The sequence below is a fragment of the Mesorhizobium sp. M0058 genome, assembly GCF_040323095.1.
GTDB lineage: Bacteria > Pseudomonadota > Alphaproteobacteria > Rhizobiales > Rhizobiaceae > Mesorhizobium.
On record NZ_JAMYUQ010000007.1, the window covers coordinates 244641 to 270299 of the forward strand.

A 25659-nucleotide genomic window follows, 5' to 3' on the forward strand; every position below is an offset into this window, starting at 1 on the left:
GATACTTCTGAAAGGCTCTAGGCTGGTGCTCGTGATTTGAGCGCCAGTTGCTTCTTAGCTTCCGCCACCACCTTCGCCGGCGTTAGGCGCTCCCCCGATGCGGCCAGCAGCGTTGAGGCATATTGCCCGCGCGGGCCGGTCAAACCCGGCTCGGTCGCCAGGAACACCGCGACCGTCGGCAGGCCGAAGGCGCTGGCGAGGTGGGTCAGACCGGTGTCGGCGCCGATAACCAGCGTCGAGCGGCCAAGGATCGCGGCAATGTCTGCCAGCGGCGATCTCGGCACCACGATCGTTGACGGCACGGCTTTCGCGATTGCCTCGGCGACCGCCTTCTCACGCTCGTTCGACCAGGTGGTGACCGGCGTCATTCCGGTACCAACCAGCAGGCGAGCGGTTTCGATCCAGTCTTCGGCGGGCCATTTCTTGTCTTCGCGGCTGGTGCCGTGCAGCAGGAAGGCCGTCTTGCCGTCGATGCCGGCCAGGTGGCCCGGAGGCGGCACAATCCCGGATGCCAGGGTCGAAAGGTCGGGCTCGTAGCCGAGCGCCAGCCCGAACAGCCGGCGCGTGCGTTCGATGGCGTGCAGGTTGCGCGGCACGGCGTATTTGCGCTGGTAAAACAACGTTGCCGAGGGCTCCCGCGCGCTCGCGCGGTCGAAACCTGCGATTGGTGCCGCTGCCTGTTTCGCCACCAGGGCCGATTTCAGCAGCCCCTGCGCATCGATGACGAGGTCGTACTCGCCTGCTTGCAGAGCGCGGCGCAAGCTTGTCGCCTCCCGCCATGTGCGGGCGTTGAACAGATGCTTGCGCCAGCGCCGGATGGCGACGGTATGGATCTTTGCTATCGCCGGATGCAGCGCGACGATGGCGGCAAAGGCTTCTTCGACGCACCAGTCGAAGGCGATATCGGGGCGCTTGCGGCGTGCATCTTCGACGGCGGGGAAGGTGTGGGTGACGTCGCCCATCGAGGAGGACTTGACGATCAAAACCTTCATGCGGCGGCCGGGAGTTCCAGCAACCTGTCCGCCGCCGCTGCCACTTGGGCAACGTCCAGCGTCTTCAGGCAGTTGAGGTGGCCGAGCGGGCAGATCTTCCGGTGGCAGGGCGAACAGGACAGATGCAACCAGATCAGTTCGCGCTGTTCAGCCAACGGCGGCGTGTTTTCCGGCGAGGTCGAACCGTAGACGGCAACGACCGGTGTGCCGACGGCGGCCGCGACATGCATCAGCCCGCTGTCGTTGGACACCGCCAGCCTGGCCGCGGCGATCAGGTCGATGGCGTCCTCCAGCCGCGTCTTTCCTGCCAGATCGACGACACCGGGCGCGAGTGCTGCGATCTCGGCGGTGACGTCGCGATCGTTCTTCGAGCCGAACAACGCGACCTCGAATCCTTTCGCCATCATCTCTCCGGCGAGGCCGGCATAGCTTTCGCTAGGCCAGCGTTTGGCCGGACCGAATTCGGCGCCGGGCATCATGGCGACGAATTTTCCCGGCTGCAGGTCGAAGCGGGCGAGCAACTCTTTCTGATTGCCGCCATCGACGGTCAGGTGCGGCGCCCGGAAATGGCCACCCTGGGCAAGACCGAAATAGGCCTGCGCGGTGCGCCGTTTGACGGCATCGGGCAGCGGCACGATGTCGGTCAGCAGGCCGTAGCGCATTTCCCGGAGATTGCCGAAGCGGCGGGGGATGCGGGCAAAGAACGGGATCAGCGCCGATTTCCAGCTGCCCGGCAGGACGTAGGCCATGTCGTAGCGGCCGCGCAGCAGGCGGCCGAAGCGGCGGCGAATGGTGAATTCGAGCGCGCCCGGTTGCAGCGGGAAATCGATCTGCTGGCGAATCTCGGGCATGCGCTTGACCAGCGGGGCCGCCCAGGCCGGGGCCAGCACGTCGATGGCGGCGTTGGGATGGACGTCCTTCAGCGCTGAAAACAGGCACTGCGCCATGACCATATCGCCCACCCAGCGTGGGCCGATCACGAGGATCGTTGGGCTTTCAGCCATTCGACATAGTCTCTGACGCCGGTTTCCACGCTGCGGAATTGCCCATTATAGCCGGCTGCGCGCAAGCGGGACATATCAGCTTGGGTAAAACTCTGGTAGCTGCCCTTGAGGTGATCGGGGAATTCGATGAACTCGATCTCGCCCTGGCCCAGCGTATCGATCACGGTCTCGGCAATGGCGCGGAACGGCTGGGCGCGGCCGGTGCCGCAGTTGAAGATGCCGCTCGAGCCGCGCTTCCACAGCCACAGATTGACGTCGGCGACATCGCCGACATGAATGAAGTCGCGGCTCTGTTCGCCAGGCCCGAAGCCGTCATGGGCGCCGAACAGCTTTGGGTTTTCGCCGCGCCCGACCTGATTGAACAGATGAAAGGCGACCGAGGCCATGGCGCCCTTGTGCGCCTCGCGCGGGCCATAGACGTTGAAGTAGCGCAAGCCGGCGACCTGCGAATGATCGGTGTCGAACACAGTGCGCCTGACATAGTCGTCGAATAGTTTCTTCGAATAGGCGTAGACGTTGAGCGGCCGCTCAAGTGCGGGGTCCTCGCGAAACTCCGAACCGCCGCCGTAGACGGAAGCCGAGGAGGCATAGAGGAACGGTATGCGCAGCGAAAGACAGCCATGCAGCAAGCGCTTTGAGAAGGCGTAGTTCACGTCCATCATGAACTTGCCGTTCCATTCCGTGGTGGTCGAGCAGGCGCCCTGGTGGAAGACGGCCTCGACGCGGCCTAGGTCGCCGGCTTCCAAGGTGGCCAAGAATTCGTCCTTGTCGAGATAGTCGGCTATCTGCAAATCGGCCAGGTTGGCGATCTTGTGGCCGTCGGTGAGGTCGTCGACGACGAGGATGTCATCATGGCCTTCGGCATTGAGTGCGGCGACGATGTTGGAGCCGATCATGCCGGCCCCGCCCGTGACGATGATCATGAATGCCTCTGGTTGCTTGCGATTCCGGTCCTTATAAGGGAGGCCAAGCGTACTGTCGATGAAGCACCACGACGCCACAGTGAGACCGCGAAGCGGCCGCTTTATTCGAGGCCCGCAAGCTAGGGGACAAAAAATGCCGTCGACCGAACTGCTCATTGCGTTTTTCGCCACCACGGCGATCTTTGCCTATATTCCAGGACCGGCGATGCTCTATGCCGCCGCGCAGACCATGGCGCGCGGGCGCTGGTCGGGGCTGACGGCGGCACTTGGCATCCATCTTGGCGGTTATTTCCATGTCTTTGCGGCTGCCGCCGGGCTGTCGGTGCTCTTCCATGCGGTGCCGCCGCTCTACATGGCGGTCAAGCTCATCGGCGCGCTCTATCTGATCTGGCTTGGCGTGTCCTTGTTCCGCAAGCGCGGGGACGGTGACACGGCGCTGCCGGCGATCGAGCGCAAATCGGCGCGCCGGGCATTTTTCGAGAGCATCACCGTCGAAGTGCTCAATCCGAAGACGGCGATCTTCTTCATGGCGTTCCTGCCACAGTTCATCGATGCCTCGGCGGGTTTCCCGGTGTGGCTGCAATTCGTCGTGCTGGGCACCATCGTCAATTTAATGTTCTCTTCGGCAGATATTGTCTGCGTGTTGCTGGCAGGCATGGTGATCGCCCGGCTGAAGCGCTCCAGCCGTGCGCAGCGCATCATGCAGCGGGCGGGCGGGGCGGTGCTGGTCGGACTGGGCGTCCACGTCGCGTTGCAGAAGAGCTGACGGCCGCCCTGACGTTGCGCTGCGCGGATTTGCGGTATATCGGCTTCGCCATGAACGATCCGGCCCGTAAATTGACAATTTTCAGCGTGATTGAGGTCGGCCTTTCCCTCGCATTGCCAGTGACATGATCAAGCACAATCCGCCTTCGCCCGAACCTTTGCACCGCGCCATTGCCCGCTTTGGCGACGTTGCCGTGCTGGTGGTCGGCGACTTCATCCTCGACCGTTTCGTCAACGGCGTCATCGAGCGCATCTCGCCGGAAGCGCCGATCCCGGTGCTGCACGGGCGCGGCGAGACCTCGACGATGGGCGGCGCAGGCAACGTTGTCGCCAACATCGTCTCGCTGGGTGCCAGTGCTATTCCCATATCGGTGATCGGCACCGATGTGGCCGGCGACAATCTGGTGCGCATGCTGCGCGAACTCGGCGCCGATACGGCTGATATGGCGCAGGAGCGCGGTCGCATGACGTCGTCGAAGAGCCGCTTCAGCGCGCTCAATCAGCAGGTGCTGCGCTTCGATGAGGAAGAGATCAAGCCGCTCGACGACAAGGAACGGGCGGACCTGGTCCGGCATTTTCGCGCCGCACTCACGCGCGCCGACATCGTCATTCTGTCCGACTATGGCAAGGGCATCTTGCTCGACGGCGTCGCCGCCGACCTGATCGCCATCTGCCGCGAGGCGGGAAAACCGGTGCTGGTTGATCCCAAGGGCCGCGACTATGCGCGCTATGCCGGCGCGACCGCCATCACGCCCAACCGCAAGGAGCTTGGCGAAGCTGTCGGTCGCCCGGTTTTCGCCGACGACGAGATCGTCGCGGCGGCACGCCAGCTGATTTCGGCACATGGCTTCGACTTCGTCGTCGCCACCCGCAGCGAAAAGGGCATGAGCGTCGTCGGCGCGGATGAGGCGCGCCACATCGCCACCCAGGCGCGCGAAGTGTTCGACGTTTCGGGCGCCGGCGATACGGTAATCGCGAGCTTCGCGCTGGCTCTGGCCGCGGGCGCCGATCGCGTCATGGCCGCCTCCATCGCCAATGCCGCCGGCGGTGTGGTGGTGGGCAAACGCGGCACCGCGCGGCTGACCGTGGAGGAACTCACCGGCGCGCTGTTCCGCTCGCACGGCCCCACCGCCCATAAGGACGCCATCCTCGATGCCGCATCGGCCGCGCGCATGGTGGCGGCGTGGAAGGACGAGGGCCTGAGCGTCGGCTTCACCAATGGCTGCTTCGATATATTGCATGCCGGCCATGTCAGTCTTCTCCACGCGGCGCGCAGCCAGTGCGACCGGCTGGTGCTCGGCCTCAACAGCGATGCCTCGGTGCGTCGGTTGAAAGGCGCCGGGCGCCCCGTCAACGATCAGCATGATCGTGCCTGCGTGCTCGCCGCCCTGGCCTCGGTCGATGCGGTCGTGGTGTTCGAAGAGGATACGCCGCTGGCGCTGATCGAGGCGCTTCTGCCCGACATTCTGGTCAAGGGCGCCGACTACACGGTCGAAACCGTTGTCGGCGCCGATGTGGTGCAGAAGGCGGGCGGGCGCGTCGTCCTGGTCGACCTTGTCGCCGGCAAGAGCACCACCGGCACGATCGGCAAATTGCGCGCCGGCGGCGGTACCAACTGAGGGATTTCATGTCCGGACTGAATGACTATCTGGTCCGCTCGGCGGCCGCGATCACCGCGACAGTCGAGCGTGACCTGACCGCCGAGATGGAACGTGCTGTGAGTGCGGTCGTCGCCGCGCTTTCCTCGGGCAAGGCGCTGCTGGTCTGCGGCAATGGCGGCTCGGCCAGCGACGCCATCCACATTGCCACCGAACTGGTCGGCCGCTTCCTTAAGGAGCGCAAGGCCTACAATGTGATTGCGCTGCCGGCCAACGCGGGCATGCTGACCGCCTGGGGCAATGACTATGGCTTCGACACCGTGTTTTCGCGCCAGGTCGAGGCGCATGGCGCGCCCGGCGGCGTGCTGCTTGCCATCTCGACCAGCGGCAATTCGCCGAGCATTCTGGCTGCCGCCGAACAGGCTCGGATGATGGGCATGACGGTGGTCAGCCTCACCGGCGACAGCGGTGGCAAACTCAAGCCGCTCACCGACATACTGCTCAACGTGCCCTCGACCTCGACGCCGATCATCCAGCAGGGACATCTCTGCCTCTACCACTATCTCTGCGAGGTGGTGGAAGACCGTCTGTCGAATGGCTGACACCGGGGCCTACGGTCCATACCCGCTGGCTGAGCCCGGCCTGTGGGTTGAGCGGGTAGGTTCGCGGGTGTTTCCAGCCAACGCGCCGGCGCTGTTCCTCGACCGCGACGGCACCATCAATGTCGACACCGGCTATCCCGACGATCCAGCCAAAATGGCGCTGCGCGACAGCATCGTGCCGGTCATCGCCGCCGCCAACCGGGGCAACATCCCGGTGGTCATCGTCACCAACCAGTCAGGCGTCGCGCGCGGCTATTTCGGCTGGAAGGAATTTGCCGCGGTCAACGGCCGGGTTCTCAAGCTGCTTGCCGCCGGCGATGCCTTCGTCGACATGGTTCTGGCCTGCGCGTACCACGAGGCGGGCAGCGGTCCGCTGGCGGTCGCCGACCATCCGATGCGCAAGCCCAATCCGGGCATGCTGCTACAGTCCCGGCAGCGCCTCGGCCTCGATCTCAAACGCTCGCTGATCGTCGGCGACAATCCCGCGGATATGCAGGCCGGACAACGTGCCGGCCTGCCGCGCGGCTGGCTGGTGGATGGCGAGGGAAGTAATGAGCCGGGCTTCGAGGTTCTGCCGCTGCGCAACCCCGATGATCTGGAAGGGCTTTTGAGGGCTGTCGAGTCGCTCGGATCGAGACTGATTTAGCTTTCCGGATCTGTTGCGACGCAATCTCAATGGGTTAGCTTGAGCGTTTCACCGTTTCGCAGAAACGGCGAGCCGATCCATTTCTTTGCTTTGACGCTATTCCCCAGGAAAGCACCACGCTCTTTTGCGGAAAAACTGCAGAGATCAGACATCATTCAAGCAAGAAATTTGCAGATGTCATTCCATCGAAGAACGAGGGGAATTCATTGAAGAAAGCAATCTCTGTTGCCGTTGTCTTATCGGCATTGGTTGTGCTGTCAGCCATAGGGTATGTCTGGCAAAAACACGGCGTGTATGGGCTCAATGCACTTCTTCGCCGCGGCGGAAGCTACTGGATCGCCGTTGCACCCGACGATGCGCGTCTCTCGCCTGCCATGCAGCTTGCGTTGAAATCGGAAATTCCTGATGTGACCGCTGGAGCCAGCTCATGGAATGAAACCGAGCCTGGATTCCAGGTCAGAGAAATCCCCGTCATGGCGGGCGACCGTGAAATTGACCGGCTCTATCTCAACCGTTTCGATCCAGCCAAATTCCGTTTCGTTGCCCGTAACGAGCCCAGTGGTGCCAAGGACATCGACCAGTGGGAAGCGGCACTCAATCCACAAGGCACAGGCGGCACCGTTCTGATCGTCAATGGCAGTTATTTCGGACTGAAGGGCGAAGCCGACACGCCCTTTGTCAGCATGGGTGCGAGGCTCGGGCCGGATGAATACGATGCGAAGGCCGGCGCCTGGTTCGTGAATGCCTCCGGCACGCATGTGGTCGATCTCAATTCACGTGACTGGCGCGCAGTCACGGAGAATGCCGAAAACGCTATGGTTTCCTATCCATTGCTTGTCGGTGAGGACGGCCGCAACAATGTACGCGCCAAGAGCAACTGGTTGGCCAACCGCACCTTTATCGCGGAAGATCGTCAGGGCTGGATCATCGTCGGTTCGACCAAGGACGCTTTCTTCTCGCTGGACCGGCTAGCAAACTTCCTGTTGCAGACCGACCTCGATCTCAAGACGGCGCTAAACCTCGATGGCGGGCCTGTTGCCTGCCTCAGCGTCCGCTCCGGGAACTACCGGTTGAAACACTATGCCAAGTGGGAAGCCCAGGTCGCAGATGGCGACGTCTCACTGCTTCAAGCACCGCTAGATGTGCCCTGGGGATTGCCTGTTGTTCTCACGGTGGAGCGCAGGTAGCAGATCCTGCCCTTGGCAGGGTGGGTCAAAGTACTCCCGATTCCGTAGCTGAAACCGGATGGCATATTCAACCTTGGCCGCTCATGTTCACGCAATCTGACCCGGAATACCCTACGATTTCGGCGCCAGAATTCGCTTTCTGGCTCATATTCGTCGTCAACATAATTGTGATCGGCGCGGCGTTCTCACGTCAAAAAACATTTTCCGTCTCAAATGGTTGCCGCATGTCATCACATTCGTCTGGCTTGCTTGCTCACCTATTTTGCTGGCCTTTTTAGCTTTGCCGGAGATGTCCCCTGGTGAGAGCCCCGGCCCTGGGGACGGCTTCATTCTTTTGCCAGTTGTCGGAGAGGTAGCAGTGTGTCTGTTGGGGTATGTCTTGGTCGGCGTCGCACATGCTTTTTCGAAGTTAATCTCGCCTATCAGGCGCTGAACGCCACCAGCCCTTCGTCCTTGACGCGGCGGATGGTCAGCGCGGTGCGCACCGTGTCGACATTCGGCGCCGAAGCCAGTTCTTCGATGACGAAGGTCTGGAAGGTGCCGAGATCACTCGCCACGCAATGCAGCAGGAAGTCGGATTCGCCCGAGACCATCCAGGCGTCGCGCACGATCGGCCAGCCGCGAGTGCGCTCGGCGAAGGTTTTGAGTTCCGCGTCGGCCTGGTGATGCAGGCCGATCAGGCAGAAGGCGACGACATCCATGCCGAGCGCCGGCGCGTTGAGCAAAGCGCGATAGCCTTTGATGATGCCGGTTTCCTCCAGCCGCCGGACACGGCGCAGGCAGGGCGGCGCGGAAATGCCGACGCGGCTCGACAGTTCGACATTGGTCATGCGCCCGTCGGCCTGAAGCTCGCGCAGAATCTTCCAATCGATGGCGTCGAGGTCGGCTTTCAGGGGCATGGCGGTCTCTGCTTAGCGCAAGAATCTTTCGCGATCTCGTCATTAAACGACTTTTGTGGCGATGCCAGCCCTTGGTCGGGCGATTTTGCGACCGTAACGGAAGCGGCCATTGCGCGAATAAGCCTGTGGGCCGAAGCTTTCCGGGGACGACGGCCTGATCGTCTTGCTGGTGTGGTTGGCAACCCTTACATTACCAGCACCGTTTCACGTCTTTTTCCAAGGCACACTCGATTGTCCGCCCCGCAGAGGCTTTAGATGACCACCAAGCACGCGCCTGTCCTTATCATCGGTTCCGGCCCGGCCGGCTATACGGCGGCGGTCTACGCCGCGCGCGCCATGCTGAAGCCGATGCTCGTCGCCGGCCTGCAGCAGGGCGGCCAGCTGATGATCACCACCGATGTCGAAAACTATCCGGGCTTCGCCGATCCGATCCAGGGCCCGTGGCTGATGGAGCAGATGCTGAAGCAGGCCGAGCATGTCGGCACTGACATCGTCAACGACATCATCACCGAGGTCGACCTCAATGTGCGGCCGTTCCGCGCCACGGGCGATTCCGGCACCACCTACACGGCCGATGCGCTGATCATCGCCACCGGTGCGCAGGCGAAGTGGCTGGGCATCCCCACCGAACAAACCTTCATGGGCTTCGGCGTGTCGGCCTGCGCCACCTGCGATGGTTTTTTCTATCGCGGCAAGGATGTCGCTGTCATCGGCGGCGGCAATTCGGCGGTGGAGGAGGCGCTCTATCTCTCCAATCTGGCGAAGAGCGTGACCGTCATCCACCGGCGCAACGATTTCCGCGCCGAGCGCATCCTGCGTGAGCGGCTGTTGAAAAAGGACAATGTCCGAGTCATCTGGGACACGATCGTCGACGAGATCACCGGCCGGCCCGGCAAGACGCCGCTGCCGCCTTCGGTCGAAGGGCTGAAGCTCAGAAATGCGATGACCGGCGAGGTCAGCCATCTCCAGGTGGACGGCGTGTTCGTGGCGATCGGCCATGCGCCGGCGGTGGAATTGTTTGTCGGCAAGCTGAAGCAGAAGCCGAACGGCTATCTGTGGACGGCGCCGAATTCGACCCGCACCGATGTGCCCGGCGTGTTCGCCGCCGGTGACGTGACCGACGATATCTACCGTCAGGCGGTGACCGCCGCCGGGCTCGGCTGCATGGCCGCGCTCGAGGCGGAAAAATACCTGGCCGGCATCGAGGTGCACCGCGAAGCGGCGGAATAAAATCTATCAAGACGGCGTCGCAAGCCGTTCAAAAGCCTGATTTTTCATTCAGACGCCAAAAACAGAACGAGGGGAACTCAATGGCGTTGGACTGGGACAAGCTTCGCGTGTTTCACGCAGCGGCGGAGGCTGGGTCGTTTACCCATGCCGCCGAGACTTTGCACCTGTCGCAATCGGCGATTTCACGCCAGGTCAGCGCGCTCGAACATGATGTCGGGGTGCCGCTGTTCAATCGCCATGCCCGCGGCCTGGTGCTGACCGAGCAGGGCGAAATGCTGTTCCGCACGGCGCATGACGTGCTGATGAAGCTGGAGACCATCAAGTCGAAGCTGACCGAGGCCAAGGACCGTCCCTCAGGCGTGCTGAGGGTAACGACCACGGTCGGGCTCGGCGCCGGCTGGCTGACCGAGCGGGTGCAGGAATTCATCGAGCTCTATCCGGAAATCAGCCTGCAGCTGATCCTGGCCAATGAGGAACTCGACCTCACCATGCGCCAGGCCGACTGCGCGATACGGCTGCGCCAGCCGCAGCAGCCCGACCTTATCCAGCGCCGCCTGTTCACCGTGCATTTCCACCTCTATGCCTCGCCGTCCTATGTCGGCAAGCACGGCAAGCCGACCTCGGTCGCCGATCTGAAGAACCATCGCATCGTCACTTTCGGTGTGCCGGTGCCGTCGCATCTGTCGGAGCTGAACTGGCTGGAAACGATCGGCGATTTCGACGGTGGGCAAAGGGTGCCGACGCTGCAGATCAACGACATCTTGTCGATCAAGCGCGCCGTGCAGGGCGGCGCCGGCATCGCCATGCTGCCCGACTACGTGATCTCCAAGGAATCGGATCTGGTGCAGCTTTTGCCGGAGACCGAGGTGCCGTCCTTCGACACCTATTTCGCCTATCCCGATGCAATGAAGAACCAGGCCAAGCTGCACGTCTTCCGCGACTTCATCATCGCCAAAGCGCGCAGCTGGTCATTTTAAACATGCCCTTGGGAGGTGCTGGTCACCCCCGCCAAGGCGTCAGCCGTGGCAGCCAGCCGGGAACATTGCGGCGGTAGGTCTCGTATTCGCCACCGTAGCGGCGGGCGAGAGTCGGCTCCTCATAGAACCTGACGAAAGAGCCCATGACGATCGCGCCGATGGCGGCATAGGCAGCGACGCTCCAGCTTGAAAACAGCAACGCCTGGCCGAGGATGATCGACAGCACGGCGACGTACATCGGGTTGCGGACATGGCGGTAGACGCCGCCGATCACCAGTCTCTCGGTGGGTGCTACAGGCGCCGGCGTGCCCATGCCTTCGAGCGCGAAGCGGGCAAAGGAATGGACGAGCAGGGCGATGGCCGCGACGATTAGGATGGAGCCAGCCGGCACGAAGCCGGGCACCGTCGACAGCGGCAGACGGTAGCGGTCCGTCAGCAGCCAGGGCACCAGCCCGGCCACGACACAAGGTGCGGCGATGAAGAAGACCGCGCTGCCGGCGATCGCCTGGGTGTCCGCATGTCAGGTCTCCCTTCTTCCGGCCGACCCTTCCCATCCCGCTGCCGCAAAAATAAACGCCTGCTGCCCGATTCAACGTCATTCGGCTTTTTGCCCGCGAGCGCGAGAATCAGCCCGACTTGCGGTTCTGCGAAGGCAACCGCACGGTCGCGCCATTCATTTGGCAACTTTTCGTGGTCCTATGGCCCCTAGACATGGGTTAGACCACAGCCTGTACCTTTTTGCATGCGTGTGTTGCAAAATAGATGCTTGTTTCTTGGGCATGAACAGCACATATATAGATCATCTCCTGGGCGCGTTCTCCTCCCATTAGCGCCCTCGAGTGTTCCCCTCTGGAGGTTAGCCTTAACAGGCACTTCCAATCAAACTCAGCCGGATCTTCATTGATCCGGCTTTTTTGTTTCCGGGCCTGCCGTAGCCAGCGAAAAATCGAGCAAAATCGCCGCGTAACAGTGACATGTAACCTCAGGTAACATGCCGCAGGCGCGATTCATCGTTTAAGCAGATCATAGGACGCGGTGTGGTTCGACCGGGAGATGGGGGCATCACTCGGAAGATCCGGGCTCAGGCGGCTACCGCGTCCGAACCTATTCGTCTGTCAGTGCCGCATGGCGCGGCGGATACGTGCGGCGGACCTGCCGTTTTCCTCCCAAGAAGACGGTCCGCAATAAGAGCGGCGTCCGGGTCATCCGGGCGCCGTTTTTTGTGCGGATCATCCTTCGGCCTGTCAGGCAGCCTTGCCGTTGGCGTTCATCGCCTCGTCGGCCAACCGACCGGTCAGCTCGGCCATGTGATCGAAGGCGCAACGATAGCTGGCGACGCCGGAGGTCGCCGAGCGCAGTTCGATGATCAGGTCGCCGATCTCGGCCTGCGGCATGGTCGCCTCCACGACATCCCATCCCGGCCAGTCAGGCCGCGCGTCGTAGCCAAGGATCTGGCCGCGCCGTTGCGGGATCAGCGCGATGATCTTCGAAGTGGCTTCGGACGGCGTGACGATCTCGACCTTCATGACCGGCTCGAGCAGCACCGGCGAGCAGGCCGCCATGCCTTCCTTCATGGCCAGCTTGGCCGCCATCTGGAAAGCCATGTCGGAGGAATCGACGGCGTGGTAGGAGCCGTCGGAGAGGTTGACGGCGACATCGACGACAGGGAAGCCGAGCGGGCCGGATTTCAGATAATCGCGCACGCCGGTTTCGACCGACTGGATGTAGGTCTTGGGCACGACGCCGCCGGTGATGGTGTCCGAGAACTGAAAGCCGGAGCCGCGCGGCAGCGGCTTGATCTCGATCACCACATCGCCGAACTGGCCATGGCCGCCGGACTGCTTCTTGTGGCGGCCGCGCTGCTGCACCGTCTTTCGGATCGTCTCGCGATAGGGGACGGCAGGCGCATGGCCTTCGACCGGAATCTGATTCTTGCCTTCCAGCCGCTCGCGCACGACCCGCAGATGCATCTCGCCATGGCCGGACAGCACGGTCTCGGCCGAGTCCTGGTTGTGGCGCAAGGTGAGCGAGGGATCTTCCTCGGCCAGGCGCTGGATGGCCGCCGACATTTTGACCTCGTCCTTGCGCTCCTTCGGCCGTAGCGCAAAGGCAAAGACCGGCTGCGGCGGCGTAAGCGTGACCAGCGGCTTGATACCGCCCTTCGTGGAACTCAACGTCTGGCCGGTCTTGACCTCGTCCAGCTTGCCCAACGCCACCGTGTCGCCGGCCTTGGCAGCGGTGAGCTTGGACTGGTCCTTGCCGAGCATCTTGTAGATGCCGGAGACCTTCGCCGTCTCGCCATTCGACAAATAGAGTTCGGCTGCATCGGCGATCTGGCCGGAGAGTACGCGCGACACGGACAGCTTGCCGCCATGCGCGGTGTGGATGGTCTTCATCACCTGGACCACGGTGTGATTGCCGTCGGGGACGCCGAGCCGTTTGCGCGTCGCCTCGACATCCGGTGCGTCATGGCGGATCGCCTTCAAAAGGCGCAGCACGCCGTTGCCTTTTTCGGCGGTGCCGATAAGCACCGGCGTTATGGCGCCGGCGCGCAGGTCGGCGGACAGATCGTCGAAGACCGCGTCTTTCGGCGGCTCGATCTCCTCCAGCAACTGCTCCATCAACTGGTCGTCATGGTCGGCAAGCGTCTCCAGCATGGAGAAGCGAGCCTCCAGTTCGCGCGCCTTGTCGTCAGTTGGAATTTCGGCAACCTGGCTTTCGGCATATTCGCGGTAGATGTAGGCGCGCTCTAGCGCCAGGTCGATGGAACCGATCACCACATTGTCCTTGCGCAGCGGAATCTGGCGCAGCAACAGCGGCGCCGCGCTCGTCGGCTGCAGCATCTTCAGCGTATCGCGTACGCCGGCGATTGCCTTGTCGACCTTGTTGAGGAACAGGATGCGCGGCACGCCGAGATCGTCGAGCTTGCGCATGATGAGCTGCAAGGCTGGGATCTTCTTCTCGTCGGCCTCGGCGACGACCACCGCGAGATCGCAGGCTGCCAGCACCGGCTCGGCCTCGAAGGAGAATTCGATCGATCCGGGACAGTCGACGAAGGTGATCTGCTCGCCCATGAATTCGGTGGTGGCAAAGGTCGCCTCGACGCTCATGGCGTGCGCCCGCGCCTCGGGCGAATGATCGGAAACGGTGCTTCCCGATGAAACGGGATTTTGGCGGGGGATGGCGCCCGTACGGGCGAGGTTGGCTTCGAGAAGTGTCGTCTTACCGCTTGCAAAGGGACCGACTATGGCAATGCATTTCGGTCCCGTGCGTCGTCCTCCGGCGCGAGTACCCATGGCTGACCTCCACTCAGGCTTGGCCCTTGGAGTGCGATCAGCAAAAGTGGAAACGGTTTTGCGCCGATCGCACCCTGTCGTGAGCGGCGGCCGGCCTGTTCGACCGTCGCGGGGCGGGGTTGTTTCTCTTAGCCACCTGCCCAAGCCCATCGTCCCACGGGTTAGCCGGCAGGGCAAGGAAAATAGGAATCCGGTGCGCCGTCAGGCGGCCGAGGCAAGACCCCGGGGATCAGAACCGTCCGGCGATTTCAGCTTGCCTGGGTGCGGCGCGTGGGCGTGGCGGCTGCACTCTGCTTCACCACCATCTCGGCGTAGCGCGACAGCAACGGGTTGAACAGGTCTGGGCGTTCCCAGAACGGTGCATGGCCGGCGCCTGATATGACATGGCATTGTTCCCACAGCAAGCCATAGGCCACCGTCTCGAAGTAACTCAGCCGCACCAGCGGATCATGCTCTCCATTGATCACCGCAACCGGGAACGGGGCGTGCTCGACCACCTGTTTCTGGTCGGCGCCCTTGCCGGCAAACATGCTGCGCGCCACGCCGGCGCGAAGCCTGCCGTCGGTGCGCCTTATGGCTTCGCGGAAAGACGGACTGGCGGTATCGCCGAAGCAAAGCGCCTCGAAGCGCTCGATGTCGCGTTCGGAGTAGACCTTCTTGGAGGCCAGCAGCATGTCCCAGTTGGCGTGAAAGCCGCGCAGCATGCCAAGCGGCCCCCGCGACACCGGCGGCGCTCCGGTCAGCACCAGGCCGCTGACCGCATGGTGAAAGCTGGCCAGTTCGACCGCCACATGGCCGCCGAGCGACCAGCCGAAGATGATGGCGTGGCCGATGCCCAAAGCGTCGAGAAGCCGGGCTGTGGTCTGGGCAAGGCCGGTAATCGTATAGGCGGTCGCCGGGTCGCGGGCATCGGAGGACTCGCCGTGGCCGGGAAGGTCGAAGGCGATCAGCCGATGGCCGTCGGCAAGCGGGCTATCGAACTGACGGGCAAACACGGCGCGCGAACTGCCCGACCCATGGATCATGACGATGGGCATGCCGGACCCAGACGACTGGCTGAGGCGCAAGTCGGCCTGCGGCGTGCGGATGGTGCGGTGAGTGATGCTCATGCTGGATTAGACCTTGAGATTTGCCTGACCGCCAACATCGCATCGCTGGCTCTATATGTTCTTTAAACATGTGGTTAAGAAAGGATTTCTAAAGAGATAGCCGGCACGATCGCTGGCTCCATGGCAATCACGCGCGGAATCCCGACAATGGAACCAGTCCTCGATCTTCTTGTCTCGATCTGCAGCATCGCGATGCTTGGCCAATATGTCTGGTCGATGCGGGCGCATTTCCAATCGCAGGCGATGTCTCCAGGCGCCATGGTGATTTCGGCGGCGGTCATCGCCACGGCGCTGTTCTTTCTCGCCACCCTTTGGATCCAATCGCAGCCGGGTTCGGCAAAGCTCACCGGACTTGCCGTCGAACTGGCGAGCTCTGCCCTGTTCTGGTGGGCGATCGTCACGTCGCGCAAGGTGCGGCTGCGCTTCGTCTTCGCACCCGACGATCCGCACAGCCTGCTGACCCACGGCCCCTACGGCCATGTCCGCCACCCCTTCTATACGTCCTACATCGTCTTCTGGATCGGCTGGGGGATCGCGACCTGGTCGGTCTGGGCGTTGGTGCCGGTCGCCGGGATCGCTATCCTCTATGTGTTTGCGGCGCTGGACGAAGAGAAGAAATTTTCGCGCACGCCGCTGGCCGGAGCCTACGCGGACTATCGCGTACGTGCCGGCCTGTTCTGGCCTCGGCTGGGGTGGTAGCGAGCACCGGGGCAGGGTAGGTTCTACTGAACTCAGGGGTCACCAGAGATGAAGATCATTGCCTGCGGCAGCGTGCCGACCATCATCGCACCGGAGAAGTATTTCACCGGCCGCGTGCTGCAGACGCCCATCATCGAGAAGGAAGCGCCGGCGCGGCTGCGGGCCACGCTGGTCAGCTTCGAGCCTGGCGCGCGTACCCACTGGCACACGCATCCGCTCGGCCAAACGCTCTATGTCACGTCGGGCGCCGGCCTTGCGCAGGCATGGGGCGGGCCGATCCAGGAGATCAAGGCGGGCGACGTCATCTCGTTCGAGCCGGGCGAGAAGCACTGGCACGGCGCGGGTCCAAAGACGACAATGACCCACGTCGCCATGCAGGAAGCGCTGGACGGCGTCCACGCAGATTGGATGGAAGCGGTCACGAGCGAGCAGTATGGCGGCTGAGGTCTGCTCTTGACAAAAACCCGGCTCGAAAGGCCGGTTTCATGTCTCGGAGCCTGATCAGGTCAGCGATGCCGTGAACCGCTGGATGCGCGTGCAGGCTTCCTCCAGCAGCGTCTCCGACGTCGCGTAGGAGATGCGGAAGTTGGGGCCGAGGCCGAAGGCCGAGCCGAACACCACTGCGACACCCTCGCCTTCGAGCAATTCGGAGCAGAAAGTCTCGTCGGTGTCGATTATCTTGCCGGCTTTGGTCTTCTTGCCAATCAGCTGGGCGCAGGACGGGTAGACATAGAAGGCGCCTTCCGGCGACGGGCAGGTTATGCCCCGCGCCTGGTTGAGCATCGACACGACGAGGTCGCGACGGCCCTGAAAGATCGCCTTGTTCCTGGCGACGAAATCCTGCGGGCCGTTGAGCGCCTCGACCGAGGCCCATTGCGCGATGGTGCAGGCGCCCGAGGTCTGCTGGCCCTGGATCATGTCCATCGCCTTGATCAGCTGGACGGGACCCGCGGCATAGCCGATGCGCCAGCCGGTCATGGCATAGGCTTTCGAGACGCCGTTCATGGTCAGCGTGCGCTCGTAGAGTTTCGGCTCGACCTCGGCGATCGTCCTGAAGACGAAGTCGCCATAGGTCAGGTGCTCGTACATGTCGTCGGTCAGTGTCCAGACATGCGGATGCTTCAAGAGCACGTCGGCCAGCGCGCGCAGCTCGGCTTCCGTGTATGCGGCGCCGGACGGGTTCGACGGCGAGTTCATCAACAGCCATTTGGTCTTCGGCGTGATCGCCTTTTCCAGCACGGCGGGAGTGAGCTTGAAACCATTGTCGATCGAAGTATCGGCGAACACCGAGGTGCCGCCGCAGATCGCCACCATTTCGGGATAGCTGACCCAATAGGGGCGGGGGATGATGACCTCGTCGCCTGGGTTCAGCGTCGCCATGAAGGCGTTGAACAGGATCTGCTTGCCGCCGGTGCCGACAATGGTCTGCTCGGGCTTGTAGTCGAGATTGTTCTCGCGCTTGAATTTTTTCGCGATCGCCTCGCGCAGCGGCGCGATGCCCGAAACCGGCGGGTATTTGGTCTCGCCGCGGCGGATCGCCTCGATCGCCGCATTCTTGATGTTGTCGGGCGTGTCGAAATCCGGTTCGCCAGCGCCGAGGCCGATAATGTCGCGGCCGGCATTTTTCAGCTCGCGGGCTTTCTGCGTCACCGCGATGGTGGCGGAAGGCTTTACGCGGGCAAGGGCGTCGGCAAGAAAGGCCATGACCAGATATCTCCAGAGGGGTCGGCGCAACCGCAAACAGCTGCGGCGCTTCTCATGTCGCATCGACCCGGCAAGTGCAAGCATTGTCGGATGAGCCAGGGGTCAAGGACCTGTGAAGATCGGCTTTTGAAGCGCGTGCATGACGGTTTCGCTCTGCGCTGCGGGCTCTGCAATCGACGGCTTATCCCCGGCAAGACTAAATTCATCAACGGCCGCTAAAACCTTTGACGGCAGGATCGCCAGCCATTTCGCCTGTCTCGCGGAGCGAGGGACCCTTGTCGCGCAGCACCGGGCTTGCCCACATCATCCGTCACGATGACGGCACCGTTTCAGGTGTCTGGGGTCCCTACACGCTGCAGAGCGCCTTTCAGCCGATCTTCGCCTTCAAGGAGGGCAAGCTCTCGATCGCAGCGTTCGAGGGGCTGATCCGGCCGTTTCGTGACGGCGAGCCGCAATCGCCGATGAACTTCTTCCGCACCTGTCCGGCCGGCGACCGCCTGCATATCGAGGCGCTGACGCGCACGCTGCATTTGCTCAATGCCGGCGCCTGCCTGCCGCAAGAGGCTTCGATCTTCGTCAATTTCGATCCGTCGGTGTTTACCGAGCGCTCCATCGCCGACAACGCGTTGCGCGACATGCGGCTGGTGCTGCACGAAGCCGGGATCGATCCGCGCCGCATCGTGTGCGAGGTGACCGAGCAGAAGTCGGCGTCGCAGGAAACGCTCTACAGCTTTGTCGAGGCGCTGCGGGCCAATGGCTTTCGCATTGCCGTCGACGATTACGGCGCCGATGAATCCGACATCAACCGCATCAAGGGGCTCAAGCCCGACATCGTCAAATTCGATGCGCACTGGATCACGCAGCTCATGGAATCCGGCGCCGGCTTTGCCCTCTTGACTGCCATGGTGACGAACTTCGAACTACAGGGCATCCGCACGGTGTTCGAAGGCATCGAGGAAGGCTGGCAGCTTCAATTGGCCGAGAAATCCGGCGCATCGATGGTGCAGGGCTTCGTGCTGGCAAAGCCGGAACTGGCGCCGACCAGCTTTCGCGCTTTCGGCAAGGATGGGCAGCCATCCGTCGCGGCGGCCGAGCCTGGCAAGACGCCTGCCGGCCCGACTGCAGGGCCTCCGGCGCGGTCGGGCAGGGTGTTCGGGCGCAGGACCGGGCCATGACCGGGCAACGCGAGAGGCGTCGCGATATCGGCGAAGCGATCTTTGCCGACGAGGTCGGCATCGAATACGGCGTCTATGGCGCGTTCCGGCTGAAGAGCGCCTACCAGCCGATCTTTGCGCCACGCGGTGGCGCGTTGGCCGCGGTTGCCGTCGAGGCGCTGATCGAACCGCAGCGCGCTTCCATGCCGGTTGCACCGGCCATGTTCTTCGACAGTGTTGCGCCGGGCGACCGCCTGTTTGTCGAGACGATGTGCCGGATGCTGCATCTGAAAAACTTCCGCAACATCGGCGTCGACGGGCTCGACCTGTTCTTCAATTACAACCCGATGATCAACGATCATCTCGGGCGGGCGCTGGCCGAGATCCGGCTGATGACGCGGCATCTCGGCGATCTCGACCTGCATGCCGCCATGCTGGTCTGCGAGATCACCGAACAGGCGGCCGACGATAATGTGCTGGCCCCGCTGGTGCGCGAGATGCGGCGCCACGGCATCCGCATCGCCATCGACGATTTCGGCACCGGCCACTCGACCGCGGAGCGGATGAGCCTGCTTCAACCGGATATTGTGAAGATCGACGGCGGCTGGTTCGCCGAATTCTGCCGCCACGCTGCCGCCGAGCGCTTCTTCCGGCCGCTCGTCTCGTCGCTGCACGATCGCGGCGCCAAGGTGCTGGTGGAAGGCATCGAGCAATCCGTGCATCTGCGCGTCGCGCTGGATGGCGGCGTCGACCTGCTACAGGGGTTCCATCTCGGCCGCCCGGCGCTGGCCGGCACGATCTTCAACCGGGAGCCGCTGTCGATCGAGGCGCTGCTTGGCGCCGACAACAAGGTGGTGCCGCTGCATCTGCGGCGCTGATTTGTGCTCGCGCTTGCCGCCGCTTCGCGGCTCGTTCCGGACCGGACGCCAACGGGCGCGATGCCCGGTTGGGCTTGCGGCCTTCGGCCGTAGCGCGCATTCAAAGAGGGCGAACTCGGCCCGCGTGAAGTTCAGCCAAAGCCTGCTCGGCAAACTTATCCAGCCGGCCAGCCTTGGCGTCCGCCTCGATCTGCATATCCCACACCTCTGCCTGATACGCTGCGAACCATTTGGTAAAGGCCTTTAGTTCTTTGGTGTTCAGGGCTGCGATGGATCTTTCAATCTGTTCGAGCTTGGTCATGGGGCGATACTAGCATGGCCATCGTCCAATTCCAGACAAACAAAAAGGCGGGATAAATCCCGCCTTCCCATTTTCGGTAGCCTGATCGGAGCTTTAAGTCCGGGCCGGCAGCTATCTGCTGATCCAGCTTGTCGGGTCTTTCCGCTCCAGCGCGCTTCTCGCGCGACCGTCAGTACATCCGTGACTTGCCGCGCGCCCCGAACTCTCGTCCGGCGCGCGCTATCGCAAAATCAGGCTGCCTTGCTCAGAGAACCAGCGGACGACTTGCCTGTGCGGCGGTCCTGCTCGATCTCGAAGTTGATTTTCTGGCCTTCGACCAGGGTCGACAGTCCAGCGCGCTCGACAGCGGAGATGTGAACGAAAACGTCCGCACCGCCCGAATCAGGCTGAATGAAGCCGAAGCCCTTGGTGGCATTGAACCACTTGACCGTACCAGTTGCCATATGAATAGTCCTCGCATTTGCTTTGGTTTGACCGAACCGAGGTTCAGCCGGTTTGTATCGAGATTTTGGAGATAGACGTCAGCAAACGCGAAGATCGCGAGGCCCGGATCGATCGGCCGAAATATCAATGGAGCTGATATAGGCGGGTTTCGCACCAAAAACAAGATGGCTCGAAAAATGGCGTTGCGGTGGCGCCGCCCAAAGGCCGCCCCAATCGCATGAAAGCGTCCAGCAATCGGGAAGATCGGGACGCCCGACGGCGTTAGTCCGGTTTTGGGAGACTGTCATGAAAACGGTTGTGAAAACCATTCTGCTTGCTGCCTGCCTGACGCTGGCGGCCGCCGAGGCGCAGGCGATCTCGCGCTACGACCCCACTCGTATGAGCTGCGACAGGGTGCAAGGCACGATCGCGCGCCAGGGCGCGGTCATCCTGCGCTATCAGTCCAGGCGTGTGCCGGGGCTGCCGCTCTTCGACCGCTATGTGCAGAGCCAGCAATTCTGCAATGTCGGCGAGGTCAGAAAGCGCGCCTATGTACCGAGCGCCGATACCGAATCCTGCCCGGTCTATCTCTGCAAGCGGATCGAGAACGACCATTTTCACCGCCGCTTCCTGCGCCGTCATTAGGCATATTGATATTCAGGTGAGGCCGGCCTGCGAACGATGGTCTTCTGCGCGTCCGGTGCCCACGTACATTAAGCACGCTCCGCTCCGGTTCTCGAAGACCATAGTTCTCGGTGCGGCCTGACCTGAATCTCAACATACCCAGCCGGCATACCATTCAAGCTCTTAGAACCCGAACGAGACCTGCGCCGCCGGCGGCGGGCCGACGCGCACGCCTTCCATGGCCAGCATCTTTTCCTTGGTGGCCGAGCCGCCGGGCGCCGAGAAGCCGCCGATCTTGCCGCCCGCGGCTAGAATCCGATGGCAGGGGATGACCAGCGGCACCGGGTTGGCGCCCAGCGCTGCCCCGGTTTCGCGCGGCAGGCCGGCTTGGCCGGCGCGCTTGGCCAGTTCGCCATACGTGGTGGTTTCGCCGTAATGCAGTTTTCGCGCCGCGTCGTAGATGGCGAGACGGAAGTCGTCGACGCCGTCGAGATCGACCGGCACGCCGGAGAAATCGACGTCCTCGCCTGTGGCATACGCCTTGATCGAGGCGATCAGCTCGACCACCCATTGCGGCTGCCCAGTGTTCGCAGTGGTATTGGCGGCAACACCGGCATGCCGCATCAGCCGGCGCTCCACTGCTTCGCGGCTCCTTTCGGGCAGGCAGAGCCGGATCAGGCCCTTTTCGCTCCAGGCGATGCCCATGAAGCCGATCACTGTTTCTAACACTGCGTGGCCGGCTGTGATCGAAGATGCCGTTTCCATGATGCGCTCCTTTCCGCAAAGCGGCGAAAACCGGGATACCAACCGGTACATATGCAGAACAATATGGCATCTGATCCCGGCTCTCGCCACCCGAAAACCACCAGATGGTCCCGATTGCCCACCAGGAATCGCTGGTGTAAGGACTTCTTAACAACCGACAAATCGGACCCGCGCGGCTTGCCAGCAAAGTTCAACCTTATCGCAATCTCTGTGATCGTCGGCGCAGCTGCCCTCAGCGGCTGCCAATCGACCTCGCAAATGAAGGCTACGCCTGCGCTGACCGAAACCGCGACCGCTGCCGGCAGCGATGCCGGCTTCACCGTGCCGCTGCCCGATACGGTTTCGGTGCTGCCGCAATCCTCGGGCATAACACCCGTTCAGTCGGCCGAAGCGACGCCGGCCACGCCAGCGCTCGATGCCGCTGCGCAGCCGGTTGCCGCGACCGCGGCCTTTGCCGGCGCGACGCCCACGGCCCCGGCCGTGCCTGCGGTGATGGCCGCCAATGCTTGGCAGGCGCCTGCGCCCGCCAAGGCCGGACAGCCGGTCGCGGCGCAATATACGACCGCCAGCCTTGTCATGCCGGCGACCGCCAAGGGCGGCCAGAACGCCATGCCCGGCGTGCAGCAGGTAGCCTATGTCGTGCCGCAGAACCCTGCTTCCCTGGGCCAGTTCCCCGCCGCGCCCCTCGGTCTCCCGGAAGAAGAGCATGCGACCGGCATGCGCGGCGACGTCGACCGGCTGATCCAGAAATACGCTGCTCTCTACGAGGTGCCGGTCGATCTGGTGCGCCACGTCGTCAACCGCGAAAGCACCTACAATCCCAAGGCTTACAATAACGGCCATTGGGGGCTGATGCAGATCAAGCACGCGACGGCGCGCGGCATGGGCTATGACGGGCCGGCCAAGGGCTTGTTCGACGCCGAAACCAATCTGAAATACGCGGTCAAATATCTGCGTGGCGCCTGGCTGGTGGCGGGTGGCAACGCCAAGAAGGCCGATTGGCTCTACCAGACCGGCTATTATTTCGACGCCAAGCGCAAAGGCCTGCTCGAGGCCACCGGCCTCGGTGTCGACCGCAAGCGCCGCCGGCTGCAGCCCGACGCCTGAGCGCGATGCCTGAACCGCGCCCGCCGGCTCCAAACGACATCCGGCTGCGCAAAATCCTCGACGAGACGCTCGTTGCACCGCACTGGCCGGCCGGCTTTACCATGCGCTGCTTCGAACATGGTGACGCGCAGCCCTTGCATGCGCTTTTGACCGAGGTGTTCGACGACGGCACCGACGGCCCGTTCGACGAATGGTGGCCGCGCATATCCAGCGATGCCGAATTCGACCCGGCGCTGTGTTTCCTGGTCATCGACGCCAAGGGACGGCTGGCGGCGGCAGCGCTGTGCTGGACCAGGGCCTTCGTCAAGGACCTCGCGGTCCATCCCGAAGCGCGCGGCAAAGGCATTGGCGAAGCGCTGATGTGGCAGGCTTTCAACGCCTTTCGCGATCGAGGCGCGGCCCATGTCGACCTCAAGACCAACACGGTCGAGAACGCCGCCGCGCTCAGGCTCTACGAGCGGCTGGGAATGGTGCCTGTCGCCTGGGAAGGGTAAGGGCTTTTTTCTTGCCGCAATTCCCTGGGGAAAACGCTACGCGCTTTTCCCAGGAAAACCGGTTCCCACTTTTCCTGGAATTGCTCGAGCGCTGTTGAAATCCTTCGGATTGTGAACTGCTTCACATAGGCCGCCGCAACCGGATGCTACCTCACCATCCATGCCTTTCGACCGATGGCGGATCGACGACTGGCAGATGTGGAGGGGCTGCACCGGCATGTGTTCAGCCACTCCTTGGCGGGTCCCAGGCGGGGGTTTGGGGCCCGCCAGTCGTTTTACGGCAGCCCTCAGATATCGGGCGCATTGCCGATCTTCTTTTTGAGCTCAAGCGCCCAGGCGCGGCCCTCGTCGCCGCCCCACAGCAGCCAGGCGATATGGCCGGCCGATGGATTGTCTTCATTGCCGTAATTCTTGCCGCGCTTGTCGACCTCGTGGCGGGCGAAGTAGCTGACCATGCGGCGGATAGTGGATGGCGCCAGCTTTTGGCGGTTCTTGAGTTCCGTCGCCCGCGCCACGCCGATCTCGGTGCCGCCCCGGCCGAATTCTCTTCGCAGCCTCAACCCCTTGGCGGCATTGTCGGCCACCACTTGCGGGCAGCGCAGATCGATCTCTTCATCCTCTTGCATGTGTCTCCCCAGCTCCGGAAATCTAACCTGCAGACGCAATACAGGGAAGTGCAACCGGCTCCCAATGCAGCGCCGTCCATTAGGATCAGCGCGCCATCGGCATCTGCGAGATCCTGTGGAACCTTATGGATTTCACGCCTGAGGGTCGGCCGAACTGGAACGAACAGCTGCAATATGGCGAGGCGTGCTGTCCTGAGGTTTGTCCGCCAGGGGCTCGGGACGGCTCTTCGGCAGATGGTCGCTGACGAATAGTTCTCCGGACGCAACCCTGCCGCCAATGCCGCGTTTGATTAGCCGAGGGAAATTTTCAAATCGGAGACCTCAGATGAAAACGCTTCTCACCATTGCCGCCGTCGCCTTGTTCGCCGGTGCCCCTGCCGCCTTTGCGGCCAACTCGACTGCGGTCGCGCCTGCCATGGCCGCCAGCAAGGTCGATACCCCAACCTTCGTCAAGACGGTGCCTAGCTCCAACGAATTCGAAATCCAGTCGAGCAAGCTCGCCGAGGAGAAATCCAAGGCGGCTGACGTCAGGAAATTCGCCAAGCAGATGGTCAAGGACCACACCAAAGCCGGCAAGGAGTTCAAGGCGGCGCTGAGCCAGGGCCAGACCACCGGTTCGACCAAAGCCGCGGGGCCGGCCCTGCAGCCGAAGGAGCAGGCAATGCTCGACGAGTTGAAGAGCGCAAGCGGCAAGGATTTTGATGCCAAGTACATCCAGATGCAGACGGACGCGCACAAGGAGGCCGTAGCCCTTTTCAGCAGCTATGCCAACTCGGGCGACGACCCGGCGATGAAGGAATTCGCCAAGAAGACGCTGCCGACGCTGCAGATGCACGAGAAGCACGTGAAGGAACTCGCGGCGGCGCATCAGGGTTGAGGGTTGGTGACTGGCCAGCAATAGCATTCTACGGCGCCCGCCTCTGTCCTGCCGGACATCTCCCCACGAGTGGGGAGATCAGCAGCGTCGGCGCCGTGCTTTTCTACCGACGGTGAAAATTGGCGAAGGCTGAGGCGACAGCCAATCTCCCTCCTTGTGGGGGAGATGTCCGGCAGGACAGAGGGGGGCGCCGTAGAGTGCGACGGCCGATGCCTGCCGTTGGCAAGGCATTGCGGCAAAGTGGCTCTGTGGCTGCGCCGGCAGTGACATACACTGCCGCCACCAATTCAATGGAGCTCCCATGCCCAAGATCGACCTGTCCACCGTGCCTGTCCGCAAGGGCTCCGGCTACCCCGCACCCTTCGACGCCCCTTGCGCCGAGCGCACACGCCACCGCCTCGGCGATGCCGGCGGCCTCACCGATTTCGGCGTCAACCTGATGACATTGCCATCAGGCGGCTGGTCGAGCCAGCGCCACTGGCACAGCCATGAGGACGAGCTCGTCTATGTGCTGGAAGGCGAACTGGTGCTGGTCGAGGATGGCGGCGAGACGCTGCTCAAGGCCGGCGATTGCGCGACCTTCGCCAAGAACAGCGGCAACGGCCACCACATGATCAACCGCTCGTCCACAACGGCGCGCTATCTCGAGGTCGGCTCGCGCGATCCGGATGATCTCATCACTTGCTCGGACATCGACATGATGAGCCCGAGTTCCGATGGCAGGTTTCTGCACAAGGACGGCATGCCCTATCCGGGGCAGGGGTGACGGCTGGACTATG

At 62.9% G+C, this 25659-nt stretch carries 28 protein-coding genes; 16 read left to right on the top strand and 12 right to left on the bottom strand.

Annotated features, from left to right (window positions below):
- Window positions 1-17: 17 nt before the first annotated feature.
- Genes waaC through rfaD form a run of 3 tightly spaced genes read right to left on the bottom strand, consistent with a single transcriptional unit; the run spans window position 18 to window position 2919 of the window.
- Window positions 18-992 carry a lipopolysaccharide heptosyltransferase I gene (gene waaC / locus NKJ75_RS14250; RefSeq protein ID WP_023744317.1) on the bottom strand — a complete coding sequence of 325 codons (975 nt, stop codon included), beginning with the start codon at window positions 990-992 and terminating at the stop codon, window positions 18-20.
- Window positions 989-1996 carry a lipopolysaccharide heptosyltransferase II gene (gene waaF / locus NKJ75_RS14255; RefSeq protein ID WP_023744318.1) on the bottom strand — a complete coding sequence of 336 codons (1008 nt, stop codon included), beginning with the start codon at window positions 1994-1996 and terminating at the stop codon, window positions 989-991. Before waaF ends, waaC begins: the two co-directional genes overlap by 4 nt.
- Window positions 1969-2919 carry an ADP-glyceromanno-heptose 6-epimerase gene (rfaD, locus tag NKJ75_RS14260; protein ID WP_023683756.1) on the bottom strand — a complete coding sequence of 317 codons (951 nt, stop codon included), beginning with the start codon at window positions 2917-2919 and terminating at the stop codon, window positions 1969-1971. The genes waaF and rfaD overlap by 28 nt, the downstream gene beginning before the upstream one ends.
- Window positions 2920-3052: 133 nt before the next feature.
- On the opposite strand from rfaD, the gene NKJ75_RS14265 reads away from it, so the two are divergent.
- From NKJ75_RS14265 to NKJ75_RS14285, 5 genes are all read left to right on the top strand, one after another.
- Window positions 3053-3685: a LysE family translocator gene (locus tag NKJ75_RS14265; protein ID WP_023671977.1), complete on the top strand. Its 633-nt coding sequence runs from the start codon at window positions 3053-3055 to the stop codon at window positions 3683-3685.
- Between the two features lie 124 nt (window positions 3686-3809).
- A complete protein-coding gene (gene rfaE1, locus NKJ75_RS14270; RefSeq protein ID WP_023671976.1) occupies window positions 3810-5303 on the top strand; it encodes a D-glycero-beta-D-manno-heptose-7-phosphate kinase in 1494 nt (497 codons plus the stop codon).
- Between the two features lie 8 nt (window positions 5304-5311).
- The gene (locus NKJ75_RS14275; protein ID WP_023671975.1) at window positions 5312-5884 is read left to right on the top strand and encodes a D-sedoheptulose-7-phosphate isomerase; all 573 of its coding nucleotides are present in this window, start codon (window positions 5312-5314) and stop codon (window positions 5882-5884) included.
- Window positions 5877-6530, top strand: a complete 654-nt coding sequence (locus NKJ75_RS14280) for a D-glycero-alpha-D-manno-heptose-1,7-bisphosphate 7-phosphatase (RefSeq protein ID WP_023728202.1) — start codon at window positions 5877-5879, stop codon at window positions 6528-6530. The genes NKJ75_RS14275 and NKJ75_RS14280 overlap by 8 nt, the downstream gene beginning before the upstream one ends.
- A gap of 206 nt (window positions 6531-6736) precedes the next feature.
- Complete coding sequence (locus NKJ75_RS14285; protein ID WP_245261277.1) at window positions 6737-7717, top strand: phosphodiester glycosidase family protein; 981 nt, start codon at window positions 6737-6739, stop codon at window positions 7715-7717.
- A gap of 422 nt (window positions 7718-8139) precedes the next feature.
- On the opposite strand, the gene NKJ75_RS14290 is transcribed toward NKJ75_RS14285, so the two are convergent.
- Window positions 8140-8616, bottom strand: a complete 477-nt coding sequence (locus NKJ75_RS14290; protein WP_023671972.1) for an Lrp/AsnC family transcriptional regulator — start codon at window positions 8614-8616, stop codon at window positions 8140-8142.
- A gap of 255 nt (window positions 8617-8871) precedes the next feature.
- Between NKJ75_RS14290 and trxB the strand changes: the two genes are divergently transcribed.
- Together trxB and NKJ75_RS14300 are read left to right on the top strand one after the other, a co-directional pair.
- The gene (gene trxB / locus NKJ75_RS14295) at window positions 8872-9846 is read left to right on the top strand and encodes a thioredoxin-disulfide reductase (RefSeq protein WP_023671971.1); all 975 of its coding nucleotides are present in this window, start codon (window positions 8872-8874) and stop codon (window positions 9844-9846) included.
- A gap of 80 nt (window positions 9847-9926) precedes the next feature.
- Window positions 9927-10823 (top strand): LysR family transcriptional regulator, encoded by an 897-nt coding sequence (locus NKJ75_RS14300; protein WP_023671970.1) that lies wholly within the window; start codon window positions 9927-9929, stop codon window positions 10821-10823.
- A 22-nt stretch (window positions 10824-10845) separates the two neighbouring features.
- On the opposite strand, the gene NKJ75_RS14305 is transcribed toward NKJ75_RS14300, so the two are convergent.
- The 3 genes from NKJ75_RS14305 to NKJ75_RS14315 form a co-directional block, all read right to left on the bottom strand.
- The gene (locus tag NKJ75_RS14305) at window positions 10846-11271 is read right to left on the bottom strand and encodes a methyltransferase family protein (RefSeq protein WP_352499840.1); all 426 of its coding nucleotides are present in this window, start codon (window positions 11269-11271) and stop codon (window positions 10846-10848) included.
- 796 nt (window positions 11272-12067) lie between these two features.
- The gene (locus tag NKJ75_RS14310; RefSeq protein ID WP_352499841.1) at window positions 12068-14119 is read right to left on the bottom strand and encodes an elongation factor G; all 2052 of its coding nucleotides are present in this window, start codon (window positions 14117-14119) and stop codon (window positions 12068-12070) included.
- Window positions 14120-14367: 248 nt separating this feature from the next.
- Window positions 14368-15228: an alpha/beta fold hydrolase gene (locus NKJ75_RS14315; protein WP_023671967.1), complete on the bottom strand. Its 861-nt coding sequence runs from the start codon at window positions 15226-15228 to the stop codon at window positions 14368-14370.
- 147 nt (window positions 15229-15375) lie between these two features.
- On the opposite strand from NKJ75_RS14315, the gene NKJ75_RS14320 reads away from it, so the two are divergent.
- Window positions 15376-15927 carry a methyltransferase family protein gene (locus NKJ75_RS14320; protein WP_023683763.1) on the top strand — a complete coding sequence of 184 codons (552 nt, stop codon included), beginning with the start codon at window positions 15376-15378 and terminating at the stop codon, window positions 15925-15927.
- Between the two features lie 48 nt (window positions 15928-15975).
- Window positions 15976-16371 (top strand): (R)-mandelonitrile lyase, encoded by a 396-nt coding sequence (locus tag NKJ75_RS14325; protein WP_352499842.1) that lies wholly within the window; start codon window positions 15976-15978, stop codon window positions 16369-16371.
- 57 nt (window positions 16372-16428) lie between these two features.
- Here NKJ75_RS14325 and NKJ75_RS14330 read toward each other — a convergent pair whose 3' ends face one another.
- Window positions 16429-17631, bottom strand: coding sequence for a pyridoxal phosphate-dependent aminotransferase (locus tag NKJ75_RS14330; protein WP_023683765.1), 1203 nt, complete (start codon window positions 17629-17631; stop codon window positions 16429-16431).
- 275 nt (window positions 17632-17906) lie between these two features.
- On the opposite strand from NKJ75_RS14330, the gene NKJ75_RS14335 reads away from it, so the two are divergent.
- On the top strand, window positions 17907-18806 hold the full coding sequence (locus NKJ75_RS14335) for an EAL domain-containing protein (protein WP_352499843.1): 900 nt from the start codon (window positions 17907-17909) through the stop codon (window positions 18804-18806).
- Window positions 18803-19663 (top strand): EAL domain-containing protein, encoded by an 861-nt coding sequence (locus NKJ75_RS14340; protein WP_023689726.1) that lies wholly within the window; start codon window positions 18803-18805, stop codon window positions 19661-19663. Before NKJ75_RS14335 ends, NKJ75_RS14340 begins: the two co-directional genes overlap by 4 nt.
- Window positions 19664-19763: 100 nt before the next feature.
- On the opposite strand, the gene NKJ75_RS14345 is transcribed toward NKJ75_RS14340, so the two are convergent.
- Window positions 19764-19964 carry a hypothetical protein gene (locus tag NKJ75_RS14345; protein ID WP_023671961.1) on the bottom strand — a complete coding sequence of 67 codons (201 nt, stop codon included), beginning with the start codon at window positions 19962-19964 and terminating at the stop codon, window positions 19764-19766.
- 230 nt (window positions 19965-20194) lie between these two features.
- A complete protein-coding gene (locus NKJ75_RS14350) occupies window positions 20195-20407 on the bottom strand; it encodes a cold-shock protein (RefSeq protein WP_015316174.1) in 213 nt (70 codons plus the stop codon).
- 298 nt (window positions 20408-20705) lie between these two features.
- Here NKJ75_RS14350 and NKJ75_RS14355 point away from each other — a divergent pair, with 298 nt between their 5' ends.
- On the top strand, window positions 20706-21032 hold the full coding sequence (locus tag NKJ75_RS14355; RefSeq protein ID WP_023689728.1) for a hypothetical protein: 327 nt from the start codon (window positions 20706-20708) through the stop codon (window positions 21030-21032).
- 162 nt (window positions 21033-21194) lie between these two features.
- Here NKJ75_RS14355 and NKJ75_RS14360 read toward each other — a convergent pair whose 3' ends face one another.
- Window positions 21195-21776, bottom strand: coding sequence for a methylated-DNA--[protein]-cysteine S-methyltransferase (locus tag NKJ75_RS14360; RefSeq protein ID WP_023691537.1), 582 nt, complete (start codon window positions 21774-21776; stop codon window positions 21195-21197).
- Window positions 21777-21953: 177 nt separating this feature from the next.
- Here NKJ75_RS14360 and NKJ75_RS14365 point away from each other — a divergent pair, with 177 nt between their 5' ends.
- Together NKJ75_RS14365 and NKJ75_RS14370 are read left to right on the top strand one after the other, a co-directional pair.
- Window positions 21954-22883 carry a transglycosylase SLT domain-containing protein gene (locus NKJ75_RS14365; protein ID WP_352810815.1) on the top strand — a complete coding sequence of 310 codons (930 nt, stop codon included), beginning with the start codon at window positions 21954-21956 and terminating at the stop codon, window positions 22881-22883.
- Between the two features lie 5 nt (window positions 22884-22888).
- Window positions 22889-23377, top strand: a complete 489-nt coding sequence (locus NKJ75_RS14370) for a GNAT family N-acetyltransferase (RefSeq protein ID WP_023724918.1) — start codon at window positions 22889-22891, stop codon at window positions 23375-23377.
- Between the two features lie 287 nt (window positions 23378-23664).
- On the opposite strand, the gene NKJ75_RS14375 is transcribed toward NKJ75_RS14370, so the two are convergent.
- Complete coding sequence (locus NKJ75_RS14375) at window positions 23665-24003, bottom strand: hypothetical protein (protein WP_023724917.1); 339 nt, start codon at window positions 24001-24003, stop codon at window positions 23665-23667.
- A gap of 325 nt (window positions 24004-24328) precedes the next feature.
- Here NKJ75_RS14375 and NKJ75_RS14380 point away from each other — a divergent pair, with 325 nt between their 5' ends.
- Both NKJ75_RS14380 and NKJ75_RS14385 read left to right on the top strand, forming a co-directional pair.
- Complete coding sequence (locus tag NKJ75_RS14380; protein ID WP_023672417.1) at window positions 24329-24880, top strand: DUF4142 domain-containing protein; 552 nt, start codon at window positions 24329-24331, stop codon at window positions 24878-24880.
- A gap of 301 nt (window positions 24881-25181) precedes the next feature.
- A complete protein-coding gene (locus NKJ75_RS14385) occupies window positions 25182-25646 on the top strand; it encodes a cupin domain-containing protein (protein ID WP_352499844.1) in 465 nt (154 codons plus the stop codon).
- Window positions 25647-25659: the final 13 nt, after the last annotated feature.